At 61.6% G+C, this 21,322-nt stretch carries 25 protein-coding genes and 1 tRNA gene; 18 read left to right on the forward strand and 8 right to left on the reverse strand.

The features are described 5' to 3' along the window. Window positions 1–52: 52 nt before the first annotated feature. The 3 genes from BMI91_RS16895 to BMI91_RS16905 form a co-directional block, all read right to left on the reverse strand. Window positions 53–550, reverse strand: a complete 498-nt coding sequence (locus tag BMI91_RS16895; RefSeq protein WP_078605985.1) for a hypothetical protein — start codon at window positions 548–550, stop codon at window positions 53–55. A gap of 180 nt (window positions 551–730) precedes the next feature. Further along, window positions 731–1,267 carry a hypothetical protein gene (locus BMI91_RS16900; RefSeq protein WP_158522190.1) on the reverse strand — a complete coding sequence of 179 codons (537 nt, stop codon included), beginning with the start codon at window positions 1,265–1,267 and terminating at the stop codon, window positions 731–733. Beyond that, the gene (locus tag BMI91_RS16905) at window positions 1,264–1,530 is read right to left on the reverse strand and encodes a helix-turn-helix domain-containing protein (protein ID WP_341853200.1); all 267 of its coding nucleotides are present in this window, start codon (window positions 1,528–1,530) and stop codon (window positions 1,264–1,266) included. The genes BMI91_RS16900 and BMI91_RS16905 overlap by 4 nt, the downstream gene beginning before the upstream one ends. An 86-nt stretch (window positions 1,531–1,616) precedes the next feature. On the opposite strand from BMI91_RS16905, the gene BMI91_RS16910 reads away from it, so the two are divergent. The 5 genes from BMI91_RS16910 (at window position 1,617) to BMI91_RS19890 (ending at window position 4,700) form a co-directional block, all read left to right on the forward strand. Next, complete coding sequence (locus BMI91_RS16910) at window positions 1,617–2,237, forward strand: hypothetical protein (protein ID WP_078605987.1); 621 nt, start codon at window positions 1,617–1,619, stop codon at window positions 2,235–2,237. A gap of 44 nt (window positions 2,238–2,281) precedes the next feature. Beyond that, window positions 2,282–3,085: a hypothetical protein gene (locus BMI91_RS16915; protein WP_078605988.1), complete on the forward strand. Its 804-nt coding sequence runs from the start codon at window positions 2,282–2,284 to the stop codon at window positions 3,083–3,085. Between the two features lie 64 nt (window positions 3,086–3,149). Then, on the forward strand, window positions 3,150–3,662 hold the full coding sequence (locus tag BMI91_RS16920) for a hypothetical protein (RefSeq protein ID WP_078605989.1): 513 nt from the start codon (window positions 3,150–3,152) through the stop codon (window positions 3,660–3,662). Between the two features lie 149 nt (window positions 3,663–3,811). Next, window positions 3,812–4,186, forward strand: a complete 375-nt coding sequence (locus BMI91_RS16925) for a Panacea domain-containing protein (RefSeq protein WP_208607990.1) — start codon at window positions 3,812–3,814, stop codon at window positions 4,184–4,186. Between the two features lie 142 nt (window positions 4,187–4,328). Continuing rightward, on the forward strand, window positions 4,329–4,700 hold the full coding sequence (locus tag BMI91_RS19890) for a hypothetical protein (RefSeq protein ID WP_158522191.1): 372 nt from the start codon (window positions 4,329–4,331) through the stop codon (window positions 4,698–4,700). A 580-nt stretch (window positions 4,701–5,280) separates the two neighbouring features. On the opposite strand, the gene BMI91_RS16935 is transcribed toward BMI91_RS19890, so the two are convergent. Then, window positions 5,281–6,735 carry an ATP-binding protein gene (locus BMI91_RS16935; RefSeq protein ID WP_078605992.1) on the reverse strand — a complete coding sequence of 485 codons (1,455 nt, stop codon included), beginning with the start codon at window positions 6,733–6,735 and terminating at the stop codon, window positions 5,281–5,283. 262 nt (window positions 6,736–6,997) lie between these two features. Then, window positions 6,998–7,073 (reverse strand) — tRNA-Lys (locus tag BMI91_RS16940). A 106-nt stretch (window positions 7,074–7,179) separates the two neighbouring features. Between BMI91_RS16940 and dapF the strand changes: the two genes are divergently transcribed. The 7 genes from dapF (at window position 7,180) to BMI91_RS16975 (ending at window position 14,084) form a co-directional block, all read left to right on the forward strand. Beyond that, window positions 7,180–8,016 (forward strand): diaminopimelate epimerase, encoded by an 837-nt coding sequence (dapF, locus tag BMI91_RS16945; RefSeq protein ID WP_078605993.1) that lies wholly within the window; start codon window positions 7,180–7,182, stop codon window positions 8,014–8,016. Beyond that, window positions 8,013–9,275 (forward strand): tRNA (N(6)-L-threonylcarbamoyladenosine(37)-C(2))-methylthiotransferase MtaB, encoded by a 1,263-nt coding sequence (gene mtaB / locus BMI91_RS16950; protein ID WP_078605994.1) that lies wholly within the window; start codon window positions 8,013–8,015, stop codon window positions 9,273–9,275. Before dapF ends, mtaB begins: the two co-directional genes overlap by 4 nt. Window positions 9,276–9,424: 149 nt before the next feature. Then, window positions 9,425–9,847, forward strand: coding sequence for an alternative ribosome rescue aminoacyl-tRNA hydrolase ArfB (gene arfB / locus BMI91_RS16955; RefSeq protein WP_075775325.1), 423 nt, complete (start codon window positions 9,425–9,427; stop codon window positions 9,845–9,847). Further along, window positions 9,837–11,099 (forward strand): aspartate aminotransferase family protein, encoded by a 1,263-nt coding sequence (locus BMI91_RS16960; RefSeq protein ID WP_078605995.1) that lies wholly within the window; start codon window positions 9,837–9,839, stop codon window positions 11,097–11,099. Before arfB ends, BMI91_RS16960 begins: the two co-directional genes overlap by 11 nt. After that, on the forward strand, window positions 11,096–12,073 hold the full coding sequence (locus tag BMI91_RS16965; protein WP_078605996.1) for a phosphotransferase enzyme family protein: 978 nt from the start codon (window positions 11,096–11,098) through the stop codon (window positions 12,071–12,073). The genes BMI91_RS16960 and BMI91_RS16965 overlap by 4 nt, the downstream gene beginning before the upstream one ends. Beyond that, window positions 12,070–12,513 (forward strand): NUDIX hydrolase, encoded by a 444-nt coding sequence (locus tag BMI91_RS16970; protein ID WP_093477238.1) that lies wholly within the window; start codon window positions 12,070–12,072, stop codon window positions 12,511–12,513. Before BMI91_RS16965 ends, BMI91_RS16970 begins: the two co-directional genes overlap by 4 nt. A gap of 89 nt (window positions 12,514–12,602) precedes the next feature. Continuing rightward, window positions 12,603–14,084, forward strand: coding sequence for an inorganic phosphate transporter (locus BMI91_RS16975; RefSeq protein WP_244176671.1), 1,482 nt, complete (start codon window positions 12,603–12,605; stop codon window positions 14,082–14,084). Window positions 14,085–14,088: 4 nt separating this feature from the next. Here the strand turns inward: BMI91_RS16975 and pncB are convergent, their stop codons facing one another. Further along, the gene (pncB, locus tag BMI91_RS16980; protein WP_078605998.1) at window positions 14,089–15,396 is read right to left on the reverse strand and encodes a nicotinate phosphoribosyltransferase; all 1,308 of its coding nucleotides are present in this window, start codon (window positions 15,394–15,396) and stop codon (window positions 14,089–14,091) included. Between the two features lie 3 nt (window positions 15,397–15,399). Next, complete coding sequence (pncA, locus tag BMI91_RS16985) at window positions 15,400–15,999, reverse strand: bifunctional nicotinamidase/pyrazinamidase (protein ID WP_078605999.1); 600 nt, start codon at window positions 15,997–15,999, stop codon at window positions 15,400–15,402. A gap of 98 nt (window positions 16,000–16,097) precedes the next feature. Between pncA and trhO the strand changes: the two genes are divergently transcribed. Further along, the gene (gene trhO / locus BMI91_RS16990; protein WP_078606000.1) at window positions 16,098–17,003 is read left to right on the forward strand and encodes an oxygen-dependent tRNA uridine(34) hydroxylase TrhO; all 906 of its coding nucleotides are present in this window, start codon (window positions 16,098–16,100) and stop codon (window positions 17,001–17,003) included. On the opposite strand, the gene BMI91_RS20085 is transcribed toward trhO, so the two are convergent. Further along, on the reverse strand, window positions 17,000–17,164 hold the full coding sequence (locus tag BMI91_RS20085) for a hypothetical protein (RefSeq protein WP_158522192.1): 165 nt from the start codon (window positions 17,162–17,164) through the stop codon (window positions 17,000–17,002). The genes trhO and BMI91_RS20085 overlap by 4 nt on opposite strands. 154 nt (window positions 17,165–17,318) lie before the next feature. Here BMI91_RS20085 and mbfA point away from each other — a divergent pair, with 154 nt between their 5' ends. From mbfA to BMI91_RS17015, 5 genes are all read left to right on the forward strand, one after another. Further along, on the forward strand, window positions 17,319–18,296 hold the full coding sequence (mbfA, locus tag BMI91_RS16995) for an iron exporter MbfA (protein ID WP_078606001.1): 978 nt from the start codon (window positions 17,319–17,321) through the stop codon (window positions 18,294–18,296). 198 nt (window positions 18,297–18,494) lie between these two features. Further along, window positions 18,495–19,412, forward strand: a complete 918-nt coding sequence (locus tag BMI91_RS17000; protein WP_078606002.1) for an AEC family transporter — start codon at window positions 18,495–18,497, stop codon at window positions 19,410–19,412. Window positions 19,413–19,422: 10 nt separating this feature from the next. Further along, complete coding sequence (gene fghA / locus BMI91_RS17005) at window positions 19,423–20,253, forward strand: S-formylglutathione hydrolase (protein ID WP_078606003.1); 831 nt, start codon at window positions 19,423–19,425, stop codon at window positions 20,251–20,253. After that, a complete protein-coding gene (locus BMI91_RS17010; RefSeq protein WP_078606004.1) occupies window positions 20,250–20,708 on the forward strand; it encodes a YaiI/YqxD family protein in 459 nt (152 codons plus the stop codon). Before fghA ends, BMI91_RS17010 begins: the two co-directional genes overlap by 4 nt. Next, window positions 20,701–21,318 (forward strand): HAD family hydrolase, encoded by a 618-nt coding sequence (locus BMI91_RS17015; protein ID WP_078606005.1) that lies wholly within the window; start codon window positions 20,701–20,703, stop codon window positions 21,316–21,318. The genes BMI91_RS17010 and BMI91_RS17015 overlap by 8 nt, the downstream gene beginning before the upstream one ends. Window positions 21,319–21,322: the final 4 nt, after the last annotated feature.

A 21,322-nucleotide genomic window follows, 5' to 3' on the forward strand; every position in this document is an offset into this window, starting at 1 on the left:
TGATCTGAAGGATGGGCTGTGAAATCACACGATGCAAATGCATCAAGCTATCTCAATTCCACGGAATAGGATGGTCTTTGACTTTGGCTAGAATTTCGTCCGTGAGCGTCAAGATGGCCCCTTTGATTACCTCATCAGAATTTTGCGGATCTGTCGTAGAAATTAACTCTTGAATCGTATGACGGTTGTATTCTCGACCGAAGCCAATCTTAAATTTCTCACCCTCAACCTCGATCACTAGAGGGCGACTCTCCATTCTATATCCATCTGACTTTCGGGCGAATGAACAGCAAGTTGCGGACGCGATGGCGCGAGCATTTACGGGCATGTCTTCGCTGAAATCGTCTTGAATTTTCAAGTCTAAGTCATTTTTCCGCAGGCTCGCTCGTGCGGAAAGCAACGTTGGAAGCGCGAATTCTTTCAATAGAGATATCGCCGAAGCTACGGCGTCCTGCTTTTTCAGCCGCGCCGCTTCGGCCTGCTTCTCTCGCTCCGCTTGCTCGTTATCAAAAGCTTTTCGGCGTTCCTGTAAGCGCTTTTCGAAATCCATGTTGGTAGCCTCTCAATATTCTACGCCCTGCGCTCACGCCATCTTGCCGGGTGAATTCGCCCCAAGCGACTGTCAGGCGCGGCACTAGCGGCTTCAATGATAGCGTGAGCCGGGGGTGTTAAGCTAGTCTTGCGCTCTTCGACGTCGCCTGAGCATACGAAGTTCGGGCGCATCTCTAACTTAGTCCTCAATCGCGACCTTGTTGCTGAGCAATGCTCCTCGACAGGTCAAGACTGGCGCGAATGAACCATCCTCATCGTCCAAGAAAACCATTTCCAGAACAAACTTTTTGTCGAGCTCTTTGATCGCTTCTGTATCCGGCACGCCATCGACCGTAGTCTCGAAGCCAGCGTGAAGGAAGAGCTCAGCAAACCGGCTCGTTCCGGTCGAACTGAACGGGCTTCCGGTTTCGGGATCCACAAAAGCGAACCGGCGCATTCCGAATATCCACACGCGACAAAGACGCTCGTTTTCTTCTACACTTTGGCTGTCGAATGGAGCGTGTCGCGTGACCTTAATCGCATCAGCGTCCCAATCATAAGCTACGTTAGGATAGCCACTCGGCATCTGCTCAAGAACTTCTCGCTGAAGTTTGTAGATGCCGAAATCCATCATGGATGCTGGTTGACTCAGAAACCGCTTGGATGTGGCGTCTGGTCCTGCGATGGCTGGGCTAGCCAGTGAAATCAAGAGTGCGAAAAGAACGGTGCGTCTCATCCTGTGTGGCCCCCATCCGCTCGGACTGTGACGCCTGAACCGTCCGCAACTTGCCCGCTTTCGAGAAACTGGATTCCGTGTTCCTCAAGCGCCTTTCTGATCGCTTCCGCTGTAGAGTGCTGAAGGCCGCTTTTGCCCGTCTCAAAGCGGCTGATCGTCGTGAACGACACCCCCGCGATTTCCGCCAATTCTCGCACGCCAAGCTGTAGTGCTGCGCGCGCCATTCTTACCTGCTCCGGCCTCATTTGCATACCTTGTTGCATATTTCGCTAACAGGGTTATTGACAAATCGCCTACCCTGTATCATATCTATAACACGGTAAGTAAAAACGCAAACGGAGTTGCCGCCATGACCTACGACCGCGCTGCCATCATGAGAGCCGCCTGGGTGATTGTTCGCCGCTTTAAGGGGCGCACTCACGAAACGCTTTCTCAGCTCCTGTCCCGGGCCCTCAAGCTCGCATGGTCGGACGCAAAGCAAGAGGCTCAGGTCGCCAAGGTGGTCGCTGCGAAGCGCGCCGAGGCTGACGCCCTCGCCCAACGCTCCAGCGCGGATCTCTTGGCGGAAATTGTGACCCTCGAAAACGCCGGCGTGTTGGGTGGCGCTGGGCGTGCCCGTCTCTCAGAACTGCAAGCTGCTCTCTGCAAGGCAGAGACACGCGAGGCTGCAGACTACATCGAGAAGCGCAAGCTGATCGCGAGCGCCAAAGGCCGCTTCGCCTCGATCACCTTCATCAAGAAAGACGGCACGCGCCGTGTGATGTGGGTCCAGCCCGCCACGCTACGCCAGCATACCAAAGGCGCCGAGGCCTCCGATGCTGGCCGGAGAGCCGCTGAGACGCGCGCCCAGCGCCATCCCAACCTTCTTCCGGTTTGGGATGCCGAGAAGAAGGCGCCTCGCTCTGTGAACCTCGCGACCGTCAGCCAGATCAAGGTGAACGGTGTTACCCATGAATTTCGCGCCTGCTGATCAGCGGGCGCATCAACCAAACGAATAAAATAAAGGAGAGAAACATGCCGATGGACTTCCAGCTGAAATCCCCTAGTTACGCTGCTGACGCCGGGACCAAAACTGAAATTGGACGCCGTAGCCTTCTTCTGGCTCTCGCAGCAGGCGCTACCGCCGCAGCCGCGATGAAAGGCTCCAAGGCGGAGGCGCAAACGCAAGAAGACCCGGAACTACTAACTTTGGCAGATGCTCTGCCAGTTCTCGAACGTGATTATCTGGAAGCTTTGGCAACGAGGCAGGATATCGTTGACCGGTTCGCTCCAACTTGGCCCCGCGCGCCCCAGCAAATTTATCGCTATGGGAACCAATGCACCGAAGAGCGCGGCGTCGATGGGTTGGCGTTCGCGCACCCCGAAGACAGCAAGTCTGGTGTGCCGGGCGCCTTGATCAGTGTGGGAAAGCCTGAGCACTTCGAGGCCGACATCCGCTACAACAAAGAGCGCATTGCCCACATCATGAAAACCAAGAGCAAACGTGGGCTGAAATTCCACGAAACTTGGGTTGCTCGTTCCGAGGAGGCGCTGCCCCTTGCAAAAACCTACTGGGCGGATCTGGAAAAGGCGAAATCCGCATCCGGTATCGATGACGCCAACGGAAGGCTTGCCGCCGTCCGAGAGGCGCTTCACGCTCACGTGGATCAGATCATGCGCTTCCAGGAGAAGACGATGCAGGGCCTCGTGATCAAGGCTCAGGCCATGACCGCTTGGGGCAAGGTCGAGCCCTTCCAACGCGCTTTCAACATCCAGGCTAACGATTGGGCTGACGCGATGGCTGCAACCGTCATGCGCCAAGCCCAACTTTCAGCCTAACCGGCAAGACAGCACCGAGGCTCCGCGTTGTGCGGGGCCTTTCCCGCCTAAAATAGGCTGAAAAATGAACGTGCCTTACAGCATCAATCGACAGTGGTCCGACCAATACCTGCCTGAGATACGGCGGATAGTTGGCGCTCACTTGCTGCAGGTCGCGCCGGATCACCTCGATCGACACCACGCGACAGACTTGCTGATGCTGGATGGCCGTGACCTACGGATTGCCGCACGGGTCCGGCGCCCTGGCTACGCCTCCCGCTACCCCTATGAGTTCACGATCCGCTCGCAAGTAGCATCAGGCGCCATGACGGAGTTGGCGAAGATTGTGAATGGCGAGGGCGACTGGCTGTTCTACGGCCACGCCAGCGAAGACGGCTGCGGGCTGGATCTGTGGTGGCTCATCGACCTGCGGGCGTTCAGGGCAGCACTTATCCGGCGCAGCGCAAATGGCTTTCCTATCCGGTGTGGAGACAAGGCCAACGCTGACGGCACTTGCTTCAAGTGGTTCGACATTCGGTCTTTCCCGAATGACCCACCGCTCGTCGTAGCGAGCAGTGGACACCGACTGGTAATGTAACATCCAGCTCGCATCTCGAGAGAAGACGCTCACGGCGGTGGAAATCACGAGGGCAAGAGCGTATATATATGCGCAGTTGATTTATGTAGGTCAAAGCTATGCCCAGCGCCAGAGACGTTGCTCAGTTCATTCTCGACGGATGTGGACCGATGACAACGATGAAGCTGCAGAAGCTCGTTTACTATTCTCAAGCGTGGTCGACCGTTTGGGACGACGATGTCATTTTTGATGAGCAAATCGAAGCTTGGAAAAATGGGCCCGTTGTCCGTGACCTCTGGGAAGCGACGCGCGGCAGGTTTCGCGTTGATGACATACCGGGAGGCGATGCCTCCAAGCTTTCGGATGTTCAAGCCGATACCGTCAAACGTGTGATTGAATTTTACGGCGAGAAAGACGCTCAGTGGCTCAGCGACCTGACGCACATGGAGCAACCTTGGCAAGACGCAATGGCACAAGGGCAAAATACGCCGATTGAGCCCGCGTCTCTCTCTGAATTTTATTCGAGCATTGCCCCACAGGTCTAAAAAACAAGCTCGTATCGAGCGAAAGACTGCTGCCAAATTGGCTGCAAAGGAAAAGTCTGCGCGACTGGTTGAACGAGTCCAGGAGAAGCTCCCGCAAGCGAGAACGCCGCGTGCGGGCGCAGACCCGAACTCCATCTACAGTATGAAGATGCGATGGTCCCGCGAAGGTGCTGACTGTGAAGGCACTTGGAGCTGGGGGGTGGATCGTGACTGCCTGAATAAATCATGGGATTCTGAAATCGTTCAAAAGCTTGAGGAGTGGTCAAATCTCACCTGGGGAGAGATTGATAGCCATTCTTCGGAGAGTGGACACAAGATGCACCACAACATGAGTTCGAATGACGTCTGTGACGAAGCGCAGGCCCGCCTCATCGAGATAGAGCGATATGCGAACAGTTTGTTCCGTTTCCGGCTGGGCGGAAAGCCACGCCTTTGGGGCGAACGAAATGTCGATAAATTCGAGATTCTTTGGTTCGATCCGACACATAGTGTTTACCCTGTGGGCGACGATTGATCTTTGATCGGCACAGGTTCGGGGAGGTTTATACCATTTTTCTTTTGGAAGCCCGGGCCGTTTCCGACTGAGCCACCACTGATCGTGGCATCGACGCGACGTCGTTGCCCCCTTGCAATCGATTGTAAGCTGCGCTGCTTCTATTGGCGCGAGCACTGGTCGGCGAGCGATATGGCTCCTCCCCCGAGTTTACGAGCCATACGGAATTGCGTGAAAAGCTACTGTTTGGTGGGCTACTGCAACCATCAGCGGCTTCAGCCTTTCTAGCTAGTAAGTTCCTCAAGCAAGTTGCTCCGGCTTTGCTTGAGAGGTTGGGGGGCAATCAAGAGTGGATCAAGAAAGTTTCTGACAACTTCTTGTAGCAGATCACTCCGATTGCCCAACCTATTGGGGTTTTCTAGCCTGCCGCTCGGCAAGGTAGGGATGGGCGTAAAGACTGAATCAAGAAAAAATTGAAACTCCAGTAAGCCATAAGTGCATGAAGGTGCTCAAAATTTTCTTGTTGCCACCTTTCGTTTGGCCCAATGAATCAAGAGTGGGTCAAGAGTCCATCGCATCCAGTTAAAAGGTCATAGTTGGCCTAAGCCCACCAAGGGTAGTAGCCCGCCCTAGGATGCTCAGCGTCAGCAACTTTGATGAGCTCCAACTCAAGTGCTTTTCGGATTACGCCAGAGGCTTGGGCGGCGTTCTTGGCATCGATGCCAAAGCGAGCGCACAGCGTGTTATTCCGCATCCTTTCGCCCCCCATGAACTGTAGGACCGCGTGAAAGTAACAAGCTCGGACACGCTCTTCAGCGCTCATTTCTGCAAATCGCCTCGGCCCGTATAAAACGACTTGCATAGAGCTATCACCGGCTTTCAGAAGCGGCGCTGGCAGCTGGCACACCTCCACCTCTTTGAACACCTTATCAAGCCCGCTCCCTTGCTCTTCGCACATACCCATACGCCGCATAAGAGAAGCCATTGCTTCGTTGCGTGAACGTGGGGGCTGATCGATCATACGTTCCGTTTCCATCAACGGACGCCCTGGGTTCGTAATCTCGATCCTGTCTTCGAATAGTTCTATCTGCGGGCCTGCGCCGGAGATGGTCATATCTTGATGGATCAGAGCATTCGCGACCAGCTCGCGTATCGAGAGAGTGGGGAAAAGAGGTTGAGCGACACGGAGCGCTTGCCCAATGTGTTCGTTTTGCGGAAGCAGGCCATTTATAAACTCGAGAAGGTTTTCGAAGCCAACAGCGTATCCCCTCTTACCATCACGCCTGTGGCTCACCGTAGCGGTGCGGTCGGAGCCCGCATATCGGACGAACCTTACCCCCTTCCGCGCTAAGCTTGTTTCAAACTCGTCCAGATCAGACGCGAACAAGATGGCGCCGAGATTGAGGATGTTCCAGCGGCCTCCGACATCGGCCTGGATAAGCTTATCAGATTGCAGCTTGGACAGAATCGCTTCGTCGTTGGTTGGGACAGATTGCCCGGTGAGCCTGAAATAGGAAGCAAAGTCTATCAGCTTCAGAACGTCTGACGCAGGCACGTAAGTCGCTGCTATGCCATGCTCCCAAGTATAGGGCCTCATTTTCTCAATGAGAGCTTGGTATCTGGCAGGATCGTCGGTCAACTTAGGTGTCGTGCTTCCGACGCGAACATAGGAAACGCTCTCAAACGCTGTTGGCGCCATAGTCGGAGCCGGGATTTCGAGAAGAACCAGCTTGCCCTCCGGGTGATCCACGGAACGAAATTTGAGCACTGGCGCTGGGCTGAGCCTTTGTCGCAGCCATAGTTCGAAAGGTTGCGCGCCAACCGTCTTGGTGAATGGATTGAACTTGGTGCCAACGACGTCATGCGTGCCGTCCTCAACGCCCCAGACCAGAAACGCATTTTCTTTCCCCTCGAGGCGCGCAGCGTTTGAAAGGGCAGAGATGAGTTTTCCTATGCGGTTTTCGTCACCCAAGTTCTCTTTGAACTCAAGCCAAGCTGTCTCCGTAGCTTGAGAGCGAAGTTCGTCTATCAAATCAATGTCGCGCTGAGGATCCACTTGTTCCCTTCTCCGAAGACGCCAAAACGTTCCCTGCCGAGTAAACGCTGCTCCAAGCAAGGGGCTCGAAACGCAGTTCGAAGCCTCAGTTTCGGGATAGCTGCATCTCGATCAGAATCAAAGTGCCGGATCGAACAGCTTGAGAGAGTAATGAGGTGAATTGGGTGGAGAAGGGCGGAGCGAATTGTCCCCCATATGTCCCCCAGCGGGGGACTTAAAATTCAAAGGGCTCAGCCTTTTAAGGCTAAGCCCTTGAGAATGATGGTGAGCCGTGCAGGATTCGAACCTGCGACCCACTGATTAAAAGTCAGTTGCTCTACCAACTGAGCTAACGGCCCATCACAGGGCGCGTCTCTACAAACCCCCGCCGGGGGGGTCAAGGCATAAAATTCACAAAAATTGCACATCTGGAAAAAACCTTGGCGCGGGCGTATATCGCGCGCCATGAATACAAAGCGCACACAGAGCGGACTGCCCTTCATGAAGATGCATGGGCTCGGCAATGACTTCGTCGTGATCGACGCCCGCGCGGGCGACGATCCGGTTACGCCTGCGCTCGCGCGTGCGCTCGGGGATCGGCATCGCGGTGTGGGATTTGACCAGCTTGCTGTGATCCGCCCTGCACAAGGGGCTGATTTCACGCTCGAATTCTGGAATTCCGACGGTACGCGGGCCGGCGCTTGCGGGAATGCGACTCGCTGCGTGAGCGATTACATGATGCGCCAGCTCGACCGGACCGATGTCACGCTTCTGACCGAGCGGGGCCAGCTTGCCGCGGTGCGGCGCGAGGACGGGATGGTCTCGGTCAATATGGGCGCGCCGATTCTCGAAGCGGCGCAAATTCCGATTCTGCCCGGCATCGATCCGGCGCATCTGCCGCTTGGCGGCGACCCGATCGCGGTCGGCATGGGCAACCCGCATTGCGTCTTCTTCGTCGACGATGCCGAGGCGGTCGAAGTGGATCGCCAAGGCCCGGTGATCGAGCATGATCCCCTGTTCCCCGAGCGCACCAATGTCGAATTCGCCAGCGTGATCGGCCCCGACCATCTGCGGATGCGCGTCTGGGAGCGCGGTACCGGCATCACGCTGGCCTGCGGCTCGGGCACCTGCGCAACCGCCGTCGCCGCGCATCTGCGGGGCCTCACCGGCAAGCGCGTCCTCGTCGATGTCGATGGCGGCCAGCTGGAGATCGACTGGCGCGACGATGGCGTCTGGATGACCGGCCCCACCGCGCATGTCTTCGATGCGACCCTCACCCAAGATTTTCTGGACGCGATATGAAACCGCCCGTTTTCTCGACCCTCGGCTGCCGTCTCAATGCCTATGAGACGGAGGCGATGAAGGAATTGGCTGCAGGCGCCGGGCTCGAAGGGGCCGTGGTCGTCAATACCTGCGCCGTGACCGCCGAGGCCGTGCGCAAGGCCAAGCAGGAGATCCGCCGTCTGTCGCGCGAGAACCCGGACGTGCCGGTGATCGTGACCGGCTGCGCCGCGCAGACCGAGCCCGAGACGTTCGCCGCGATGCCCGAGGTCACCAAGATCATCGGCAATCACGAGAAGATGCAGGCCGACACCTGGGCGCAGCTCGCCCCGCAAGGCCCCGATTTCATCGGCGAGACCGAGCGCGTGATGGTCGACGACATCATGTCGGTGAAGGAGACCGCCGGTCACCTGATCGACGGGTTCGGCCGCCATCGCGCCTATGTGCAGGTGCAAAACGGCTGCGATCACCGCTGCACTTTCTGCATCATCCCCTTCGGGCGCGGCAATTCGCGCTCGGTGCCGGCGGGCGTCGTGGTCGAGCAGATCAAGCGCCTCGTGGATCGCGGCTTCAACGAGGTCGTCCTCACCGGGGTCGATCTGACCTCCTGGGGCGCGGACCTGCCGGGCGAGCCCCGTCTGGGCGATCTGGTGATGCGGATCCTGCGCCTCGTGCCGGACCTGCCGCGCCTGCGCATCTCTTCCATCGACTCGATCGAGGCCGATGAGAACCTGATGCTGGCGATCGCCACCGAGCCGCGCCTGATGCCGCATCTGCATCTCAGCCTTCAGGCGGGCGACGACATGATCCTCAAGCGGATGAAGCGCCGTCACCTGCGCGACGACGCCATCGCTTTCACCGAAGAGGCGCGCAAGCTGCGCCCCGGGATCGTCTTCGGCGCGGACATCATCGCGGGCTTCCCGACCGAGACCGAGGAGATGTTCGAGAACTCCCTGCGGCTCGTCGATGATTGCGGGCTGACCTTCCTTCATGTCTTCCCCTATTCCGCGCGCAAGGGCACGCCCGCCGCGCGGATGCCGGCCGTGAAGGGCCCGATCGTCAAGGAACGCGCGGCCCGACTGCGCGCGAAGGGCGAGGCCGCGCTTGCCGCCCATCTCGACGCGCAGGTCGGCACCGAACAGCTCGTACTGACCGAGACCCCGCGCGTCGCGCGCACCGAAGGCTTTGCCGAGGTGGCGTTCGAAGCGGACCAGCTCGAAGGCACGCTGATGACCGTGCGCATCACTGGCCATGACGGGGCGCGGTTGCTGGCGGGGTAAAGGTGCGCTGCCCCCCGTCGCCGGAGGGCGACAATCTACAGAGAAAGAGGGGGCGCCGCCCCCTCGGCGCCGTGCGCCTCTCCCCCGGGATATTTGAGCCAAGCCGAAGGGGGCTTTCGTTTTTCGCAGCGTGAGCTAGCTTGTGGCCCATGCTGCGGATCAACGATCAGATAACCATCGAGGATTGGGAAATCACCGAAACCTTCACCCGGGCGCAAGGTCCGGGGGGGCAGAATGTGAACAAGGTCTCGACCGCGGTGGAGCTGCGCTTCGAGGCCGAACGCTCGCCGCACCTGCCGCAACCGGTGAAGAACCGCCTGCGTCGGATCGCGGGCCGCAGATGGACCAGCGACGGCGCGCTTCTGCTTCTGGTGCAGGACACGCGCAGTCAGGCGCGCAACCGCGAGATCGCGCGCGACCGCCTCGCCGAGATGATCCGCAAGGCCTGCGAAAAGCCCAAGAAGCGCATCCCGACCCGGCCCACGCTCGGCTCGAAGAAGCGGCGGCTGAAGGCGAAGGCGATCCACGGCGAGAAGAAAGCGCTGCGCGGGAAGGTCTCGGATGGGGAATGATCTTTTGGCGCGGCGCGAGCGGCTTCTGGGGCCGAACGTGCCGACCTTCTATGCGCGTCCGGTCGAGATCGTGCGCGGGCAGGGCAGCTCGCTTTTCGACGCCGACGGCCAGCGTTACCTCGACGCCTATAACAACGTCGCCCATTGCGGCCATTGCCATCCGCGCATCGTGAAGGCGATCTGCGAACAGGCCGCGACGCTGAACACCCACACGCGCTATCTGCATGAGGGTATCCTCGATTATGCCGAGGCGCTGCTGGGCAAGTTCGGCTTTGACGGCCAGCTTCTGATGACCTGCACCGGGTCGGAGGCCAACGACGTCGCGCTGCGCATGGCGCAGGCGGTGACTGGCAAGCGCGGCTTCATCGCGACCGACAACACCTATCACGGCAACACCACCGCAGTGGCGCATCTCTCGACTCGCCGCCCGCCGATCGGGGGCTGGCCGGACCATATCCGCCGGGTGCCCGCGCCCGACAGTCTCGCGCCTCTGGGCGGATCGCTTGACGCGCAGCCCGAGGCCTTCGCCGCGAATGTGGCCCAAGCGATTGCCGAGCTGGAAGAGAGCGGCCACGGCTTCGCGGGGTTCATGCTCTGCCCGATCTTCGCCAATGAAGGGATGCCCGGCATCGCGCCCGGTTTCCTAGGCCCGACCGTCGAGGTGATCCGCCGCGCGGGCGGGTTGATCCTGTGCGACGAGGTGCAGCCGGGATTTGGTCGGATCGGCTCGCATTTTTGGGGCCACGAATGGTTGGGCTTCGAGCCCGACGTGGTCACGATGGGCAAGCCGATGGGCAATGGTCATCCGGTCGCGGGTCTGGTGGCGAAGCCCGATGTGATGGCCGCCTTCCGCGAGGCCTTCGGCTATTTCAACACGTTCGGCGGCAATCCCGTCTCGGTCGCCGCGGCGATGGAGACCCTGCGCGTGATCGAAGACGAAGGCTTGCAGGAGAACGCGGCGCAGGTCGGCGACTACCTTCTGCAAGGGCTGCGCGATCTGTCCCATCCTCTGATTACTGAGGCGCGCGGCTTGGGGTTCTTCCTCGGGATCGAACTTGCGCAAGACGGCGAGCCCGCCAGCGAAGCCGCGGGCCGGATCGTCGAGGCGATGCGCGAGCGCCATGTATTGATGGGCCGGGTTGGCCGGGCACAACACATTCTCAAGATCCGCCCGCCGATGGTCTTCAATCGGGCCGATGCCGATGAAATGCTGGAGAAACTTGCGCAAAGTTTCGAGGAGCTTCCGGCATGATTTCGGACGAGACCGCACAGGCGATGGCGGACTCCGCCCTCTATTCCTGGGGGCAGGCGAGCGCGCCGCCGCGTCTGGTGAAGAATCGCGAGAATATCGTCTTCGAGGCGCATCTGAAGGATGGCCGCCATGTCGCGCTGCGGCTTCACCGTCCCGGCTATCAGGGCCGCGAAGGGATCGAGGCCGAGCTGCGCTGGTGCGAAAGCCTCGCCGATCAGGGGATGCCGGTGCCGCGCCCGGTGCGTGCGCTGAACGGGGCGCTGACGGGGAGCGTTCGCAACCGCGTGACCTCCTGCGTGGAGTGGTTGGATGGCGCGCCGATCGGCGCGGGCGACCAGCCGCTTTCCGGCTCGCCCGAGGCGGTGCGCGCCGAGGCTCATGCGCTGGGCCGCCTGATCGCGCAACTGCACATCAGCAGCGATGCCGCCCCACCCGATGGGTTCGACCGGAACCCGTGGGATGGCGAGGGGTTTCTGGGGGAGAAGCCCCTTTGGGGACGTTTCTGGGAACATCCTCAGCTTTCGGAAGTTGAGGCCGCAACGCTGTCTTCGGGCCGCGATCTTGCGCGTGCGCTCTTGGCGCAGGCGCAGGACTACGGTCCGATCCACGCCGATTGCCTGCGTGAGAACGTGCTGTCGACCCCGCACGGGCTCGCTCTGATCGACTTCGACGATTGCGGGCCGGGCTACCGGCTCTACGACCTCGCGACGGCGCTGGTGCAGGGCTGGGGCGACCCGCTTTGGGGCGAACAGGCCGCAGGATTCGTCGAGGGCTATCGCAGCCTGCGCCCGCTTCCGCCCGATCAGGAGGCACTTCTGCCGCTTTTCGTGGCGCTGAGAGCCTTCGCGTCTGCTGGCTGGATTGTGACCCGGGCACCGGGTTCCGATCCGCGCCAAAGACTATATTTAGAGCGTGCGCTTGAACTCGCACAGCATTTGGAGAACCGTACGCCGCCATGGGAGGCCAGTCGATGAAATGGGCGAAATCCGTCGCGAAGGGCTTGCTGGGGTATCGCCCCGCCTCTTTGCAGGTGGGGGCGCTCTGTCTGCGAATCCGTGACGGCAAGACCCAGGTCCTTCTGATCACCTCGCGCGACACAGGGCGCTGGGTGATCCCGAAAGGCTGGCCGATGCGGGGCCGCTCGCTGTCCGGCGCGGCCAAGCAGGAGGCATGGGAAGAGGCCGGGGCGGTCGGCAAGATCGAAAAGGAGCCCGCCGGGGCGTTCCGCTACGACAAGGTTCTCGATAGCGGCTTGGCAACGCCCACCGATGTCGTGGTCTTCCCGATGCGGGTCGAGACCCTGATGAAGTCCTTTCCCGAAGAGCATCAGCGAAAGCGCAAATGGTTCGCGCCCAAGCAGGCCTCGAAGCTGGTCGCGGAAGAGGGGCTACAGAAGCTTTTGCGCAAGCTCTGAGCCCGAAAGCCGTCGAACGCCTTGTCACAACGGGTCAAACCCGCTAGGTCCGCGCGGACTTCTGACAATTAGATGACAGGTTCGTGACGGTGGCCAATCAAGACAACGAGTCCCGCGTCAATCAGTGGAAAACGCTCGACAAGGATCTCAAGCGGATCGGGCGCGTCGAAAGTGCCGGGCAATTCGTGGCGCGCGGCATGGTCGCGCCGGGAATTGCGCTGGCCTTCATCGTGCTCGTCGGTCTGGTGGCCGCCGTGTTGGTGGGCGGGCAGCCCGGCCAGTTGGTGGTGATCGCCGCCGCAGCGATCGGGGCCTATATGGCGCTGAATATCGGCGCCAATGACGTTGCCAACAACATGGGCCCCGCCGTGGGGTCGCGCGCGATGACGCTGATCGGGGCGCTGATCGTCGCCGCCATCTTCGAAAGCTTGGGCGCGCTCGTCGCGGGCGGCGATGTCGTCAAAACCGTCGCGAAGGGGATCATCGAGCCGACCGCCTTGCCCGATTCCGGGCATTTCGTCTGGGCGATGATGGCGGCCCTGCTGGCCGCGGCCCTGTGGCTGAACCTCGCGACATGGCTCGGCGCACCGGTCTCGACCACCCACTCCATCGTCGGCGGCGTCGTCGGCGCGGGCATCGTCGCGGCAGGCTTCGGGGCGGTCGATTGGGTCTCGATGGCGAAGATCGCGGCAAGCTGGGTGATCTCTCCGGTCATGGGCGGCGTGATCGCGGCCGCCTTCCTCGCGCTGATCAAGACGAAGGTGATCTATGTCGATGACAAGATCGCCGCCGCGCGCCGATGGGTGCCGATCCTGATCGGCATCATGTCGGGGGCCTTCGCCGCCTATCTCGCGCTCAAGGGCCTCAAGCACCTGTTCAAGATCACGATTGTCGAAGCGGTCCTGATCGGCCTCGTCGTCGGTGTCATTGGATGGCTCGTCACGATCCCGATGATCCGCCGCCAATCCGAGGGGATGGAGAACCGCAAGAAATCGCTCAAGACGCTGTTCGGCCTGCCGCTCGTCGTCTCTGCCGCGCTGCTGAGCTTCGCCCACGGCGCGAATGACGTCGCCAATGCGGTCGGCCCGCTCGCGGCCATCGTGCACACGGTGGAGCAGGGCGATATCGCCGCAGAGGTCGGCATCCCGTTCTGGGTGATGGCTGTTGGCGCGCTGGGGATTTCCGTCGGCCTGCTGCTGTTCGGGCCCAAGCTGATCCGCCTCGTCGGCAACGAGATCACCAAGCTCAACCCGATGCGCGCCTATTGCGTGGCGCTTTCGGCGGCGATCACGGTGATCGTGGCGTCGTGGCTGGGCCTGCCGGTCTCCTCGACCCATATCGCGGTCGGCGGCATCTTCGGCGTCGGCTTCTACCGCGAATGGCACGCCGAGAAGCGCGCCCGCGAGCTGGGCATCCGCAAGGGCAAGCCCGTCCCGCCGGAAGAGCGCAAGCGCCGCCTTCTGGTGCGCCGCTCGCATATGATGACGGTCGCCACGGCGTGGATCGTCACGGTGCCGGCCTCGGCTGCGCTCTCGGCGGTGGTCTACCTGATCCTGAACGCGATCACCTGACCGCTCAGACCATGACCTTCATCGCCTGCTGCTGGCCGACCTCGAAGACGCGCTTGTAGCGGGCGATCTCGTCCTCCGGGCCCATCGCCTTCGCGGGATTGTCCGACAGCTTCACCGTCGGGCGCCCATCGGCCTCGACCGCTTTGCACACAAGGCTGAACGGCGCGAGCGCGTCATTCGGCACCAGCCCGCGGAAATCGTTCGTCAGCAGCGTGCCCCAGCCGAAGCTGACCTTCACCCGACCGGCGAACTGCGCGTGCAACTCGCGGATCTTGTCGACGGTCAGCCCGTCAGAAAAGATCACCAGCTTCTGGCGCGGGTCCTCGCCGCGGGCTTTCCACCAGTCGATCGCGATCTCGGCCCCCGTCGCCGGATCGCCCGAATCGATGCGGATGCCGGTCCAGCCCGCCAGCCAATCCGGCGCATGGTCGAGGAATCCCTTCGTGCCATAGGTGTCGGGGAGGATGATGCGCAGGTTGCCGTCATGCTCTTCGTGCCAATCGGCCAGCACCTTGTAGGGGGCCTTCGCCAGTTCCGCATCGCTATTGGTCAGCGCCGCATAGACCATCGGCATCTCATGCGCGTTGGTGCCCACCGCTTCGATGTCGCGGCGCATCGCGACCAGACAGTTCGAGGTGCCGGTGAACGCGCCGCCTTCGGAGATGTCACCCAGCCCTTCGAGCATCGCCTGCACGCACCAGTCCTGCCACAGGAAGCTGTGCCGCCGCCGGGTGCCGAAATCCGCGATCCGCAGGTTGTCCAGCTCCCGCAGCGCCTCGATCTTCTCCCAGACCTTCGTCATCGCGCGCGCATAGAGCACCTGCAGCTCGAAACGTCCCATCGTGTTCAGCACCGCCCGGCCGCGCAACTCCATCAGGATCGCGAGCGCCGGAATCTCCCAGAGCATGACCTCGTGCCACTTGCCCTCGAAGGTCAGCTCGTACTGCCCGTCGCGCTTTTCCAGATGGTAGGGCGGCAGTTGATAGTCCTCGAACCACTCCATGAAATCCGAGCGGAACATCTGCCGCTTGCCGTAGAACGTGTTGCCGCGCAGCCAGGTGCTTTCCCCGCGCGACAGTTTCAGCGAGCGCGCATAGTCCAGCTGCTCGCGCAGTTCCGCCTCGTCGATCAGCTCCGCCAGCCGGATCGACTTGCTGCGGTTGATCAGGCTGAACTTGACCCGCGTCTCCGGCTTGTTGCGGAAAATCGACTGACACATCAATAGCTTGTAGAAATCCGTGTCGATCAGAGACCGCACGATCGGGTCGATCTTCCACTTGTGGTTATAGACGCGGCTCGCGATGTCGACCATGGATCAGGCCTCCAGCTTCACACCGGCAGAGCGCATCTCGCTATGCGCCTCCTGCAGCGACCCATCGAGGTCGATCGCCCGGCAGGCGCCTTCGATCACCGTCGCGCGGAAGCCCAGCTTCGCCGCATCCAGCGCCGACCACGCGACGCAGAAATCGGTGGCGAGCCCCACGAAGGTCAGGTCCTCGACGCCCCGGTCACGCAGGTAGCCCGCAAGCCCGGTCGGTGTCTTGTGGTCGTTCTCGAAGAAGGCCGAATAGCTGTCGACGCCGCGCCGGAACCCCTTGCGGATGATCAGCTGCGCCCGGTCCACGGCCAGATCGGGGTGGAACTCCGCCCCCTTGCTGCCTTGGACGCAATGATCGGGCCAAAGCGTCTGCAGCCCATATTCCATATGCACCTGCGTGAAGGGCGCGCCGCCTTCGTGCTGGCTCGCGAAAGAGGAATGGTCCGCCGGGTGCCAATCCTGCGTCAGCACCACGGTGTCGAACTCGGTCATTAGCGTATTCACGCGCGGAAGGATCTCGTCGCCCTCCGACACCGCCAGCGCGCCGCCGGGGCAGAAATCGTTTTGCACGTCGATCACGATCAGGGCTTTGGTCATTTTGTCTCTCCCGCAGGGTCTCTCCATGGGTAGGGCGCGGGCCCCACATGGTCAACGGCTCTTGCCTAACGCCCCCGCACGGCGCTAATGCGGGGCCCATGTTCACCGTTGCCGCCCTTTACCATTTCACCCGGTTCGAGTCCCCCGAGGCCCTGAAGGCCCCGCTGGCGAAGATCGCCTGCGCGCATGGCGTGAAAGGCTCGCTCCTGATCGCGCGCGAAGGGATCAACGGCACCATCGCAGGCACCCGTGAAGGGATCGACGCGGTGCTGGCCCATATCCGCAGCTTGCCGGGCTGTGCCGATCTGGAATGGAAGGAAAGCGCGGCCGAGGAGATGCCCTTCGGCAAGATGAAGGTGCGGCTCAAGCGCGAGATCGTCACGATGGGCGAGCCCGATATCGATCCGAAGGCCCGCGTCGGCCATTACGTCGAGCCGCAGGACTGGAACGCGCTGATCTCCTCGCCCGACACGGTGGTGATCGACACGCGCAACGATTACGAGATCGAGATCGGCACCTTCGAGGGCGCCATCGACCCCGGCACGAAATCCTTCCGCGAATTTCCGCAATGGTGGCGCGACAATGCGCATCGCTTCCACAACAAGCGCGTCGCGATGTTCTGCACCGGCGGCATCCGCTGCGAGAAATCGACGAATTTCCTGCTCTCGGAAGGGGTGCCCGAGGTCTATCACCTCAAGGGCGGCATCCTGAAATATCTCGAAGACATGCCCGAAGACGGCTCGCTCTGGCAGGGCGATTGCTTCGTCTTCGATCAGCGCGTGAGCCTGCGCCACGGGCTGAAACAGGGCGATTACGACAGCTGTCACGCCTGTCGCCGCCCGGTCTCCGCGGAAGACAAACGCCATCCCGATTACGAGGAAGGCGTCTCCTGTCACCGCTGCATCGGCGAATATTCCGATGCCGATCGCGACCGCTTCCGCGAGCGCGAACGTCAGATGCGCCTCGCCGCCGAGCGGGGCGAAGCGCATCTCGGACGCGATTAATTATCCGCGCAGACCTGCGTCAGATCGTTGCAGCCTTGCGTGACGGTCGGAGCCCCGGTGGTCGGGAAGTCCAGACGCGGCAGCGAGAAATCCCCGATGCCAGCCGATGCGGCGGTCGCGCCAAACACAGACAGAACAAGGGCGTAAGCGAGGCGTTTCATAGCGGTTCTCCATAACTGAACTACTTGGTTCGGAATTGAATATGAACCGTTCGGTTCGGAAATCAAGACCAAATGAACTGAACGGTTCGAAAAACTGCCTTGCACTGGGCGCAACTCGGCATATTTTAGAACCGTTCTAAAAAGAGGGCCTCCCATGCTTCCCGGTTTCGCGTCACGCCGCCGTTTCGACGATCTCACTGAACAGGAAGTGCTTGCGCTCGCGATCTCCTCCGAGGAGGACGACGCCCGCATCTATCGCCAATATGCCGAACATCTGCGCGCCGAATTCCCAGCCTCCGCGAAGATCTTCGACGAGATGGCGAAAGAGGAAGACGAGCATCGCCGCCTCCTGATCGCCCGGCACACCGAACGCTTCGGCGATGTGATCCCGCTGATCCGTCGTGAACATGTCGCCGGCTTCTACAACCGCAAACCGATCTGGCTGACGAAGAACCTGTCGCTCGACACGATCCGCGGCGAGGCCGAGGCGATGGAGCGCGAGGCGGGCAAGTTCTACACGCTGGCCGCCCAACGCAGCTCGGATGCCAGCACCCGCGAGTTGCTGGGCGATCTCGCCGCGGCCGAACTCGGTCACGAGCAAAAGGCCGAGGAGCTGACCTCGACCCACCTGCCCGAGAGCGAAAAGGAAGAAGAGGACCGTCAGGCCCACCGCCAGTTCATCCTGACCTGGGTGCAGCCGGGCCTCGCCGGGCTGATGGACGGCTCGGTCTCGACCCTCGCGCCGATCTTCGCCACCGCCTTCGCGACGCAAAACCCCTGGACCACCTTCCTCGTGGGCCTCGCGGCCTCGGTCGGCGCGGGCATCTCGATGGGCTTCACCGAAGCGGCGCATGATGACGGCGTGATCTCGGGCCGCGGCTCGCCGATCAAACGCGGCATCGCCTCGGGCGTGATGACCATGCTGGGCGGCCTTGGCCACGCGCTGCCCTACCTGATCCCCGATTTCTGGACCGCCACCACCATCGCGATCATCGTCGTGTTCATCGAGCTCTGGGCCATCGCCTGGATCCAGAACCGCTTCATGGAAACGCCCTTCCTGCGCGCGGCCTTCCAGGTCGTGCTCGGCGGCGCGCTGGTCTTCGCAGCCGGTGTCTTGATCGGTGGCGGCTGACACAGCCTTACCTCCGACCCGCGCGCCAGCGGCACATGCGGGACGCTCCGCGGGGGATATTTGAGCCAAGGCGAAAACAGGCGCTTTGCCTTCGGCTTGGCAAAAATATCCCCGCCGGAGGCTTCCCGACCCCGCCACGGGCGCGCAGACCTCATTCCATAGCTGGCACTTGCCAAAACCGCATGCTAGCCCTTGGCCATGCTTGAGATCTTTCTGAAGACCTTGCCCTTTTTTGCCCTGATCGGGCTTGGCTGGTTCGCCGGACAGATCCGCTTTTTCACCGCCGAGGCGACCGCGTGGCTGACGAAATTCGTCTTCTACTTCGCGCTCTCGGCGATGCTGTTCAAATTCTCCGCCAATCTCGATCTGGCCGCGCTCGTCGATCCGCAGTTCATCCTCGCCTATCTGACCGGATCGGGCGCGGTCTGGCTGATCACTTTCGCCGTCGCCAAGGCGCGCAAGCTGCCCACCGCGCTTTCCGCGATGGAGGCGCATACCTCGATGACCGGCAATACCGGCTTTCTCGGCGTGCCGATGCTGGTGGTGCTGCTGGGACCGGCGGCGGTCGGGCCGGTGCTGATGGTGTTGAGCTGCGATCTGATCGTGTTTTCCTCGATCATCACGATCTTCATCACCGCCGCGCGACACGGGAAGGTCTCGCTCGCGCCGATCGCGCTGGGGCTGGTGAAGAACCCGATGATCGTCTCGATGGTGGCGGGGCTCGCCTGGGCCGGGCTGAAGCTGCCGATGCCGGGCCCGCTGTCGGAATTCGTGACGCTGTTGGGCGCCGCCGCGACGCCCGGGGCGCTGTTCGCTATCGGCGCCTCGCTTGCGGGCAAATCGGCCGAGAAGCCCGCGCCGGCGGTCTGGCTGTCCTTCGGCAAGCTCTTCCTGCACCCGGCCGCCATCGCGATCACCTCGCTTCTGATCTTCGATGTCGATCCCTTCGCGGCAGGCGTGATGATCGCCGCCGCTGCCCTTCCTGTCGCGGGCAATGTCTATATTCTGGCGCAGCATTTCGGGGTGGCGCCGCAGCGCGTCTCGGCGTCCATCCTCGTCTCGACCGCCGTTTCGATCCTCACGGTTCCGGCGGTCATCCATTGGGTTCACGGCTAAGGAGGCTTTGATGAAAACGATCTCGGAAAACCGCTGTTTCGGAGGCGTCCAAGGCGTCTATTCGCATGCGTCGAAGGTCAATGATTGCGAAATGACCTTCGGGCTGTTCCTGCCGCGAGAGGCCGAGGACGGTCCGGTGCCGGTGCTGTGGTATCTCTCGGGACTGACCTGCACCCATGAGAACGCGATGACCAAGGCGGGCGCGCAGGCTTTCGCGGCCGAGCACGGGATCGCGCTCGTGTTCCCCGACACCTCGCCGCGCGGCGAGGGCGTGGCCAACCACGAGGATTACGATCTGGGCCAAGGCGCGGGCTTCTATGTCAACGCGACGCAGGACCCGTGGGCGCCGCATTTCCGGATGTGGGATTACATCGCCGAGGAATTGCCGAACGCCATCGACGCCGCCTTCGAGATCGACCCCGAGCGGCAGGCGATAACCGGCCATTCGATGGGCGGGCATGGCGCGCTGACTCTGGCGATGCACCAGCCCGAGCGCTTCCGGTCCGTCTCGGCCTTTGCGCCGATCGCGAACCCGACGCAAAGCGACTGGGGCCGCAAGCAGTTCAGCGCCTATCTGGGCGACAACGAGGCCGCATGGGCCGCGCATGACGCGACGCTACTGGTCCGCGAGCGCGGATTTGCGGGCGAAATGCTGATCGACCAAGGCGGCTCGGACCAGTTCCTCGATCTCCTGAAGCCCGAGGCGCTGGCCGAAGCGATGGCCGCGCGCCGTCAGCCCGGCACTTTCCGGATTCAGGAAGGTTACGATCACAGCTACTATTTCGTCTCGACCTTCATTCCCGATCACATCGAGTTCCACGCCGAGGCGCTCTGGGCGTGATCTGGGTCGACGCGGATGCCTGCCCGGTGAAGGCTGAGGCCGAGAAGGTCGCGACCCGTCTCGGCGTCAAGCTGATGCTTGTCTCCAATGGCGGGCTGCGACCCTCGCCCAATCCGCTGGTCGAGATGGTCTATGTCGATCAGGGGCCGGACGTGGCCGATATGTATATCGCCGAGCGGGCGAGGGTCGGCGATGTGGTCATCACCAATGACATTCCGCTGGCGGCGAAATGCGTCGAGGCGGGCGCGCGGGTACTGCGTCCCGATGGCGAGGCGCTGACCCCCGCCAATATCGGTAACGTCCTGGCGACACGGGATTTGATGGCGGATCTGCGCTCCGCCGATCCGTTCCGGCAGGGCGGCGGCAAGCCGTTTTCCAAGGCCGACCGGGCGCGGTTCTCGGATGCGCTCGACCGGGTCGCGCGGGCGGCAGCAAGAGAGGTTAAGAATGGTTAAGGCAGTTATCTTCGACATCGGTAACGTGCTGATCGAATGGCAGCCGGAGCGGCATTACGACCGGATCATGCCGCGCGAGACGCGCGAGCAGATGTTCGCGGAGGTCGATCTGCACGGCATGAATGACGAGATCGACCGCGGCGCGCCGTTCCGCGAGACGATCTACGCATGGGCCGAGAAATACCCGAGCTGGCGCGATGCGATCCGGCGCTGGCACGATGATTGGATCGAGATGGCCGCGCCCGAGATCCCGCATTCCCTGCGTCTGATGAAATCCTTGCAGGCCAAGGGGATGCCGGTTTTCTCCCTGACGAATTTCGGAATTCAAAGCTACGATTTCGCGGCCACGCATTACCCGTTCCTGCGCGATTTCGACCGGGATTTCATCTCGGGACATATGGGCGTCACGAAGCCCGACCCGAAGATCTATCAGATGGTCGAGGACGCGTCGGGGCTGTCCGGCTCGGATCTGATCTTCACCGATGATCGTGCCGACAATATCGCGACCGCGCACACGTTTGGCTGGAAGACGCATCTGTTCGACGGGCCGGAGGGCTGGGCGCGGCGGCTGGTCGAGGAAGGCCTGCTGGAGGAGGCGGAGGCCGCATAAGTTC

Source organism: Thioclava sediminum, from assembly GCF_002020355.1.
In the GTDB taxonomy this organism is placed as follows: Bacteria; Pseudomonadota; Alphaproteobacteria; order Rhodobacterales; family Rhodobacteraceae; genus Thioclava; species Thioclava sediminum.

What these genes read in the sequence shown, in the direction of transcription:
- BMI91_RS16895 (WP_078605985.1), bottom strand. Translation starts at nt 550, where the DNA reads ATGGATTTCGAAAAGCGCTTACAGGAACGCCGAAAAGCTTTTGATAAC.
- BMI91_RS16900 (WP_158522190.1), bottom strand. Translation starts at nt 1,267, where the DNA reads ATGAGACGCACCGTTCTTTTCGCACTCTTGATTTCACTGGCTAGCCCA.
- BMI91_RS16905 (WP_341853200.1), bottom strand. Translation starts at nt 1,530, where the DNA reads ATGCAACAAGGTATGCAAATGAGGCCGGAGCAGGTAAGAATGGCGCGC.
- BMI91_RS16910 (WP_078605987.1), top strand. Translation starts at nt 1,617, where the DNA reads ATGACCTACGACCGCGCTGCCATCATGAGAGCCGCCTGGGTGATTGTT.
- BMI91_RS16915 (WP_078605988.1), top strand. Translation starts at nt 2,282, where the DNA reads ATGCCGATGGACTTCCAGCTGAAATCCCCTAGTTACGCTGCTGACGCC.
- BMI91_RS16920 (WP_078605989.1), top strand. Translation starts at nt 3,150, where the DNA reads ATGAACGTGCCTTACAGCATCAATCGACAGTGGTCCGACCAATACCTG.
- BMI91_RS16925 (WP_208607990.1), top strand. Translation starts at nt 3,812, where the DNA reads ATGACAACGATGAAGCTGCAGAAGCTCGTTTACTATTCTCAAGCGTGG.
- BMI91_RS19890 (WP_158522191.1), top strand. Translation starts at nt 4,329, where the DNA reads ATGAAGATGCGATGGTCCCGCGAAGGTGCTGACTGTGAAGGCACTTGG.
- dapF (WP_078605993.1), top strand. Translation starts at nt 7,180, where the DNA reads ATGAATACAAAGCGCACACAGAGCGGACTGCCCTTCATGAAGATGCAT.
- mtaB (WP_078605994.1), top strand. Translation starts at nt 8,013, where the DNA reads ATGAAACCGCCCGTTTTCTCGACCCTCGGCTGCCGTCTCAATGCCTAT.
- arfB (WP_075775325.1), top strand. Translation starts at nt 9,425, where the DNA reads ATGCTGCGGATCAACGATCAGATAACCATCGAGGATTGGGAAATCACC.
- BMI91_RS16960 (WP_078605995.1), top strand. Translation starts at nt 9,837, where the DNA reads ATGGGGAATGATCTTTTGGCGCGGCGCGAGCGGCTTCTGGGGCCGAAC.
- BMI91_RS16965 (WP_078605996.1), top strand. Translation starts at nt 11,096, where the DNA reads ATGATTTCGGACGAGACCGCACAGGCGATGGCGGACTCCGCCCTCTAT.
- BMI91_RS16970 (WP_093477238.1), top strand. Translation starts at nt 12,070, where the DNA reads ATGAAATGGGCGAAATCCGTCGCGAAGGGCTTGCTGGGGTATCGCCCC.
- pncB (WP_078605998.1), bottom strand. Translation starts at nt 15,396, where the DNA reads ATGGTCGACATCGCGAGCCGCGTCTATAACCACAAGTGGAAGATCGAC.
- pncA (WP_078605999.1), bottom strand. Translation starts at nt 15,999, where the DNA reads ATGACCAAAGCCCTGATCGTGATCGACGTGCAAAACGATTTCTGCCCC.
- trhO (WP_078606000.1), top strand. Translation starts at nt 16,098, where the DNA reads ATGTTCACCGTTGCCGCCCTTTACCATTTCACCCGGTTCGAGTCCCCC.
- BMI91_RS20085 (WP_158522192.1), bottom strand. Translation starts at nt 17,164, where the DNA reads ATGAAACGCCTCGCTTACGCCCTTGTTCTGTCTGTGTTTGGCGCGACC.
- mbfA (WP_078606001.1), top strand. Translation starts at nt 17,319, where the DNA reads ATGCTTCCCGGTTTCGCGTCACGCCGCCGTTTCGACGATCTCACTGAA.
- BMI91_RS17000 (WP_078606002.1), top strand. Translation starts at nt 18,495, where the DNA reads ATGCTTGAGATCTTTCTGAAGACCTTGCCCTTTTTTGCCCTGATCGGG.
- fghA (WP_078606003.1), top strand. Translation starts at nt 19,423, where the DNA reads ATGAAAACGATCTCGGAAAACCGCTGTTTCGGAGGCGTCCAAGGCGTC.
- BMI91_RS17015 (WP_078606005.1), top strand. Translation starts at nt 20,701, where the DNA reads ATGGTTAAGGCAGTTATCTTCGACATCGGTAACGTGCTGATCGAATGG.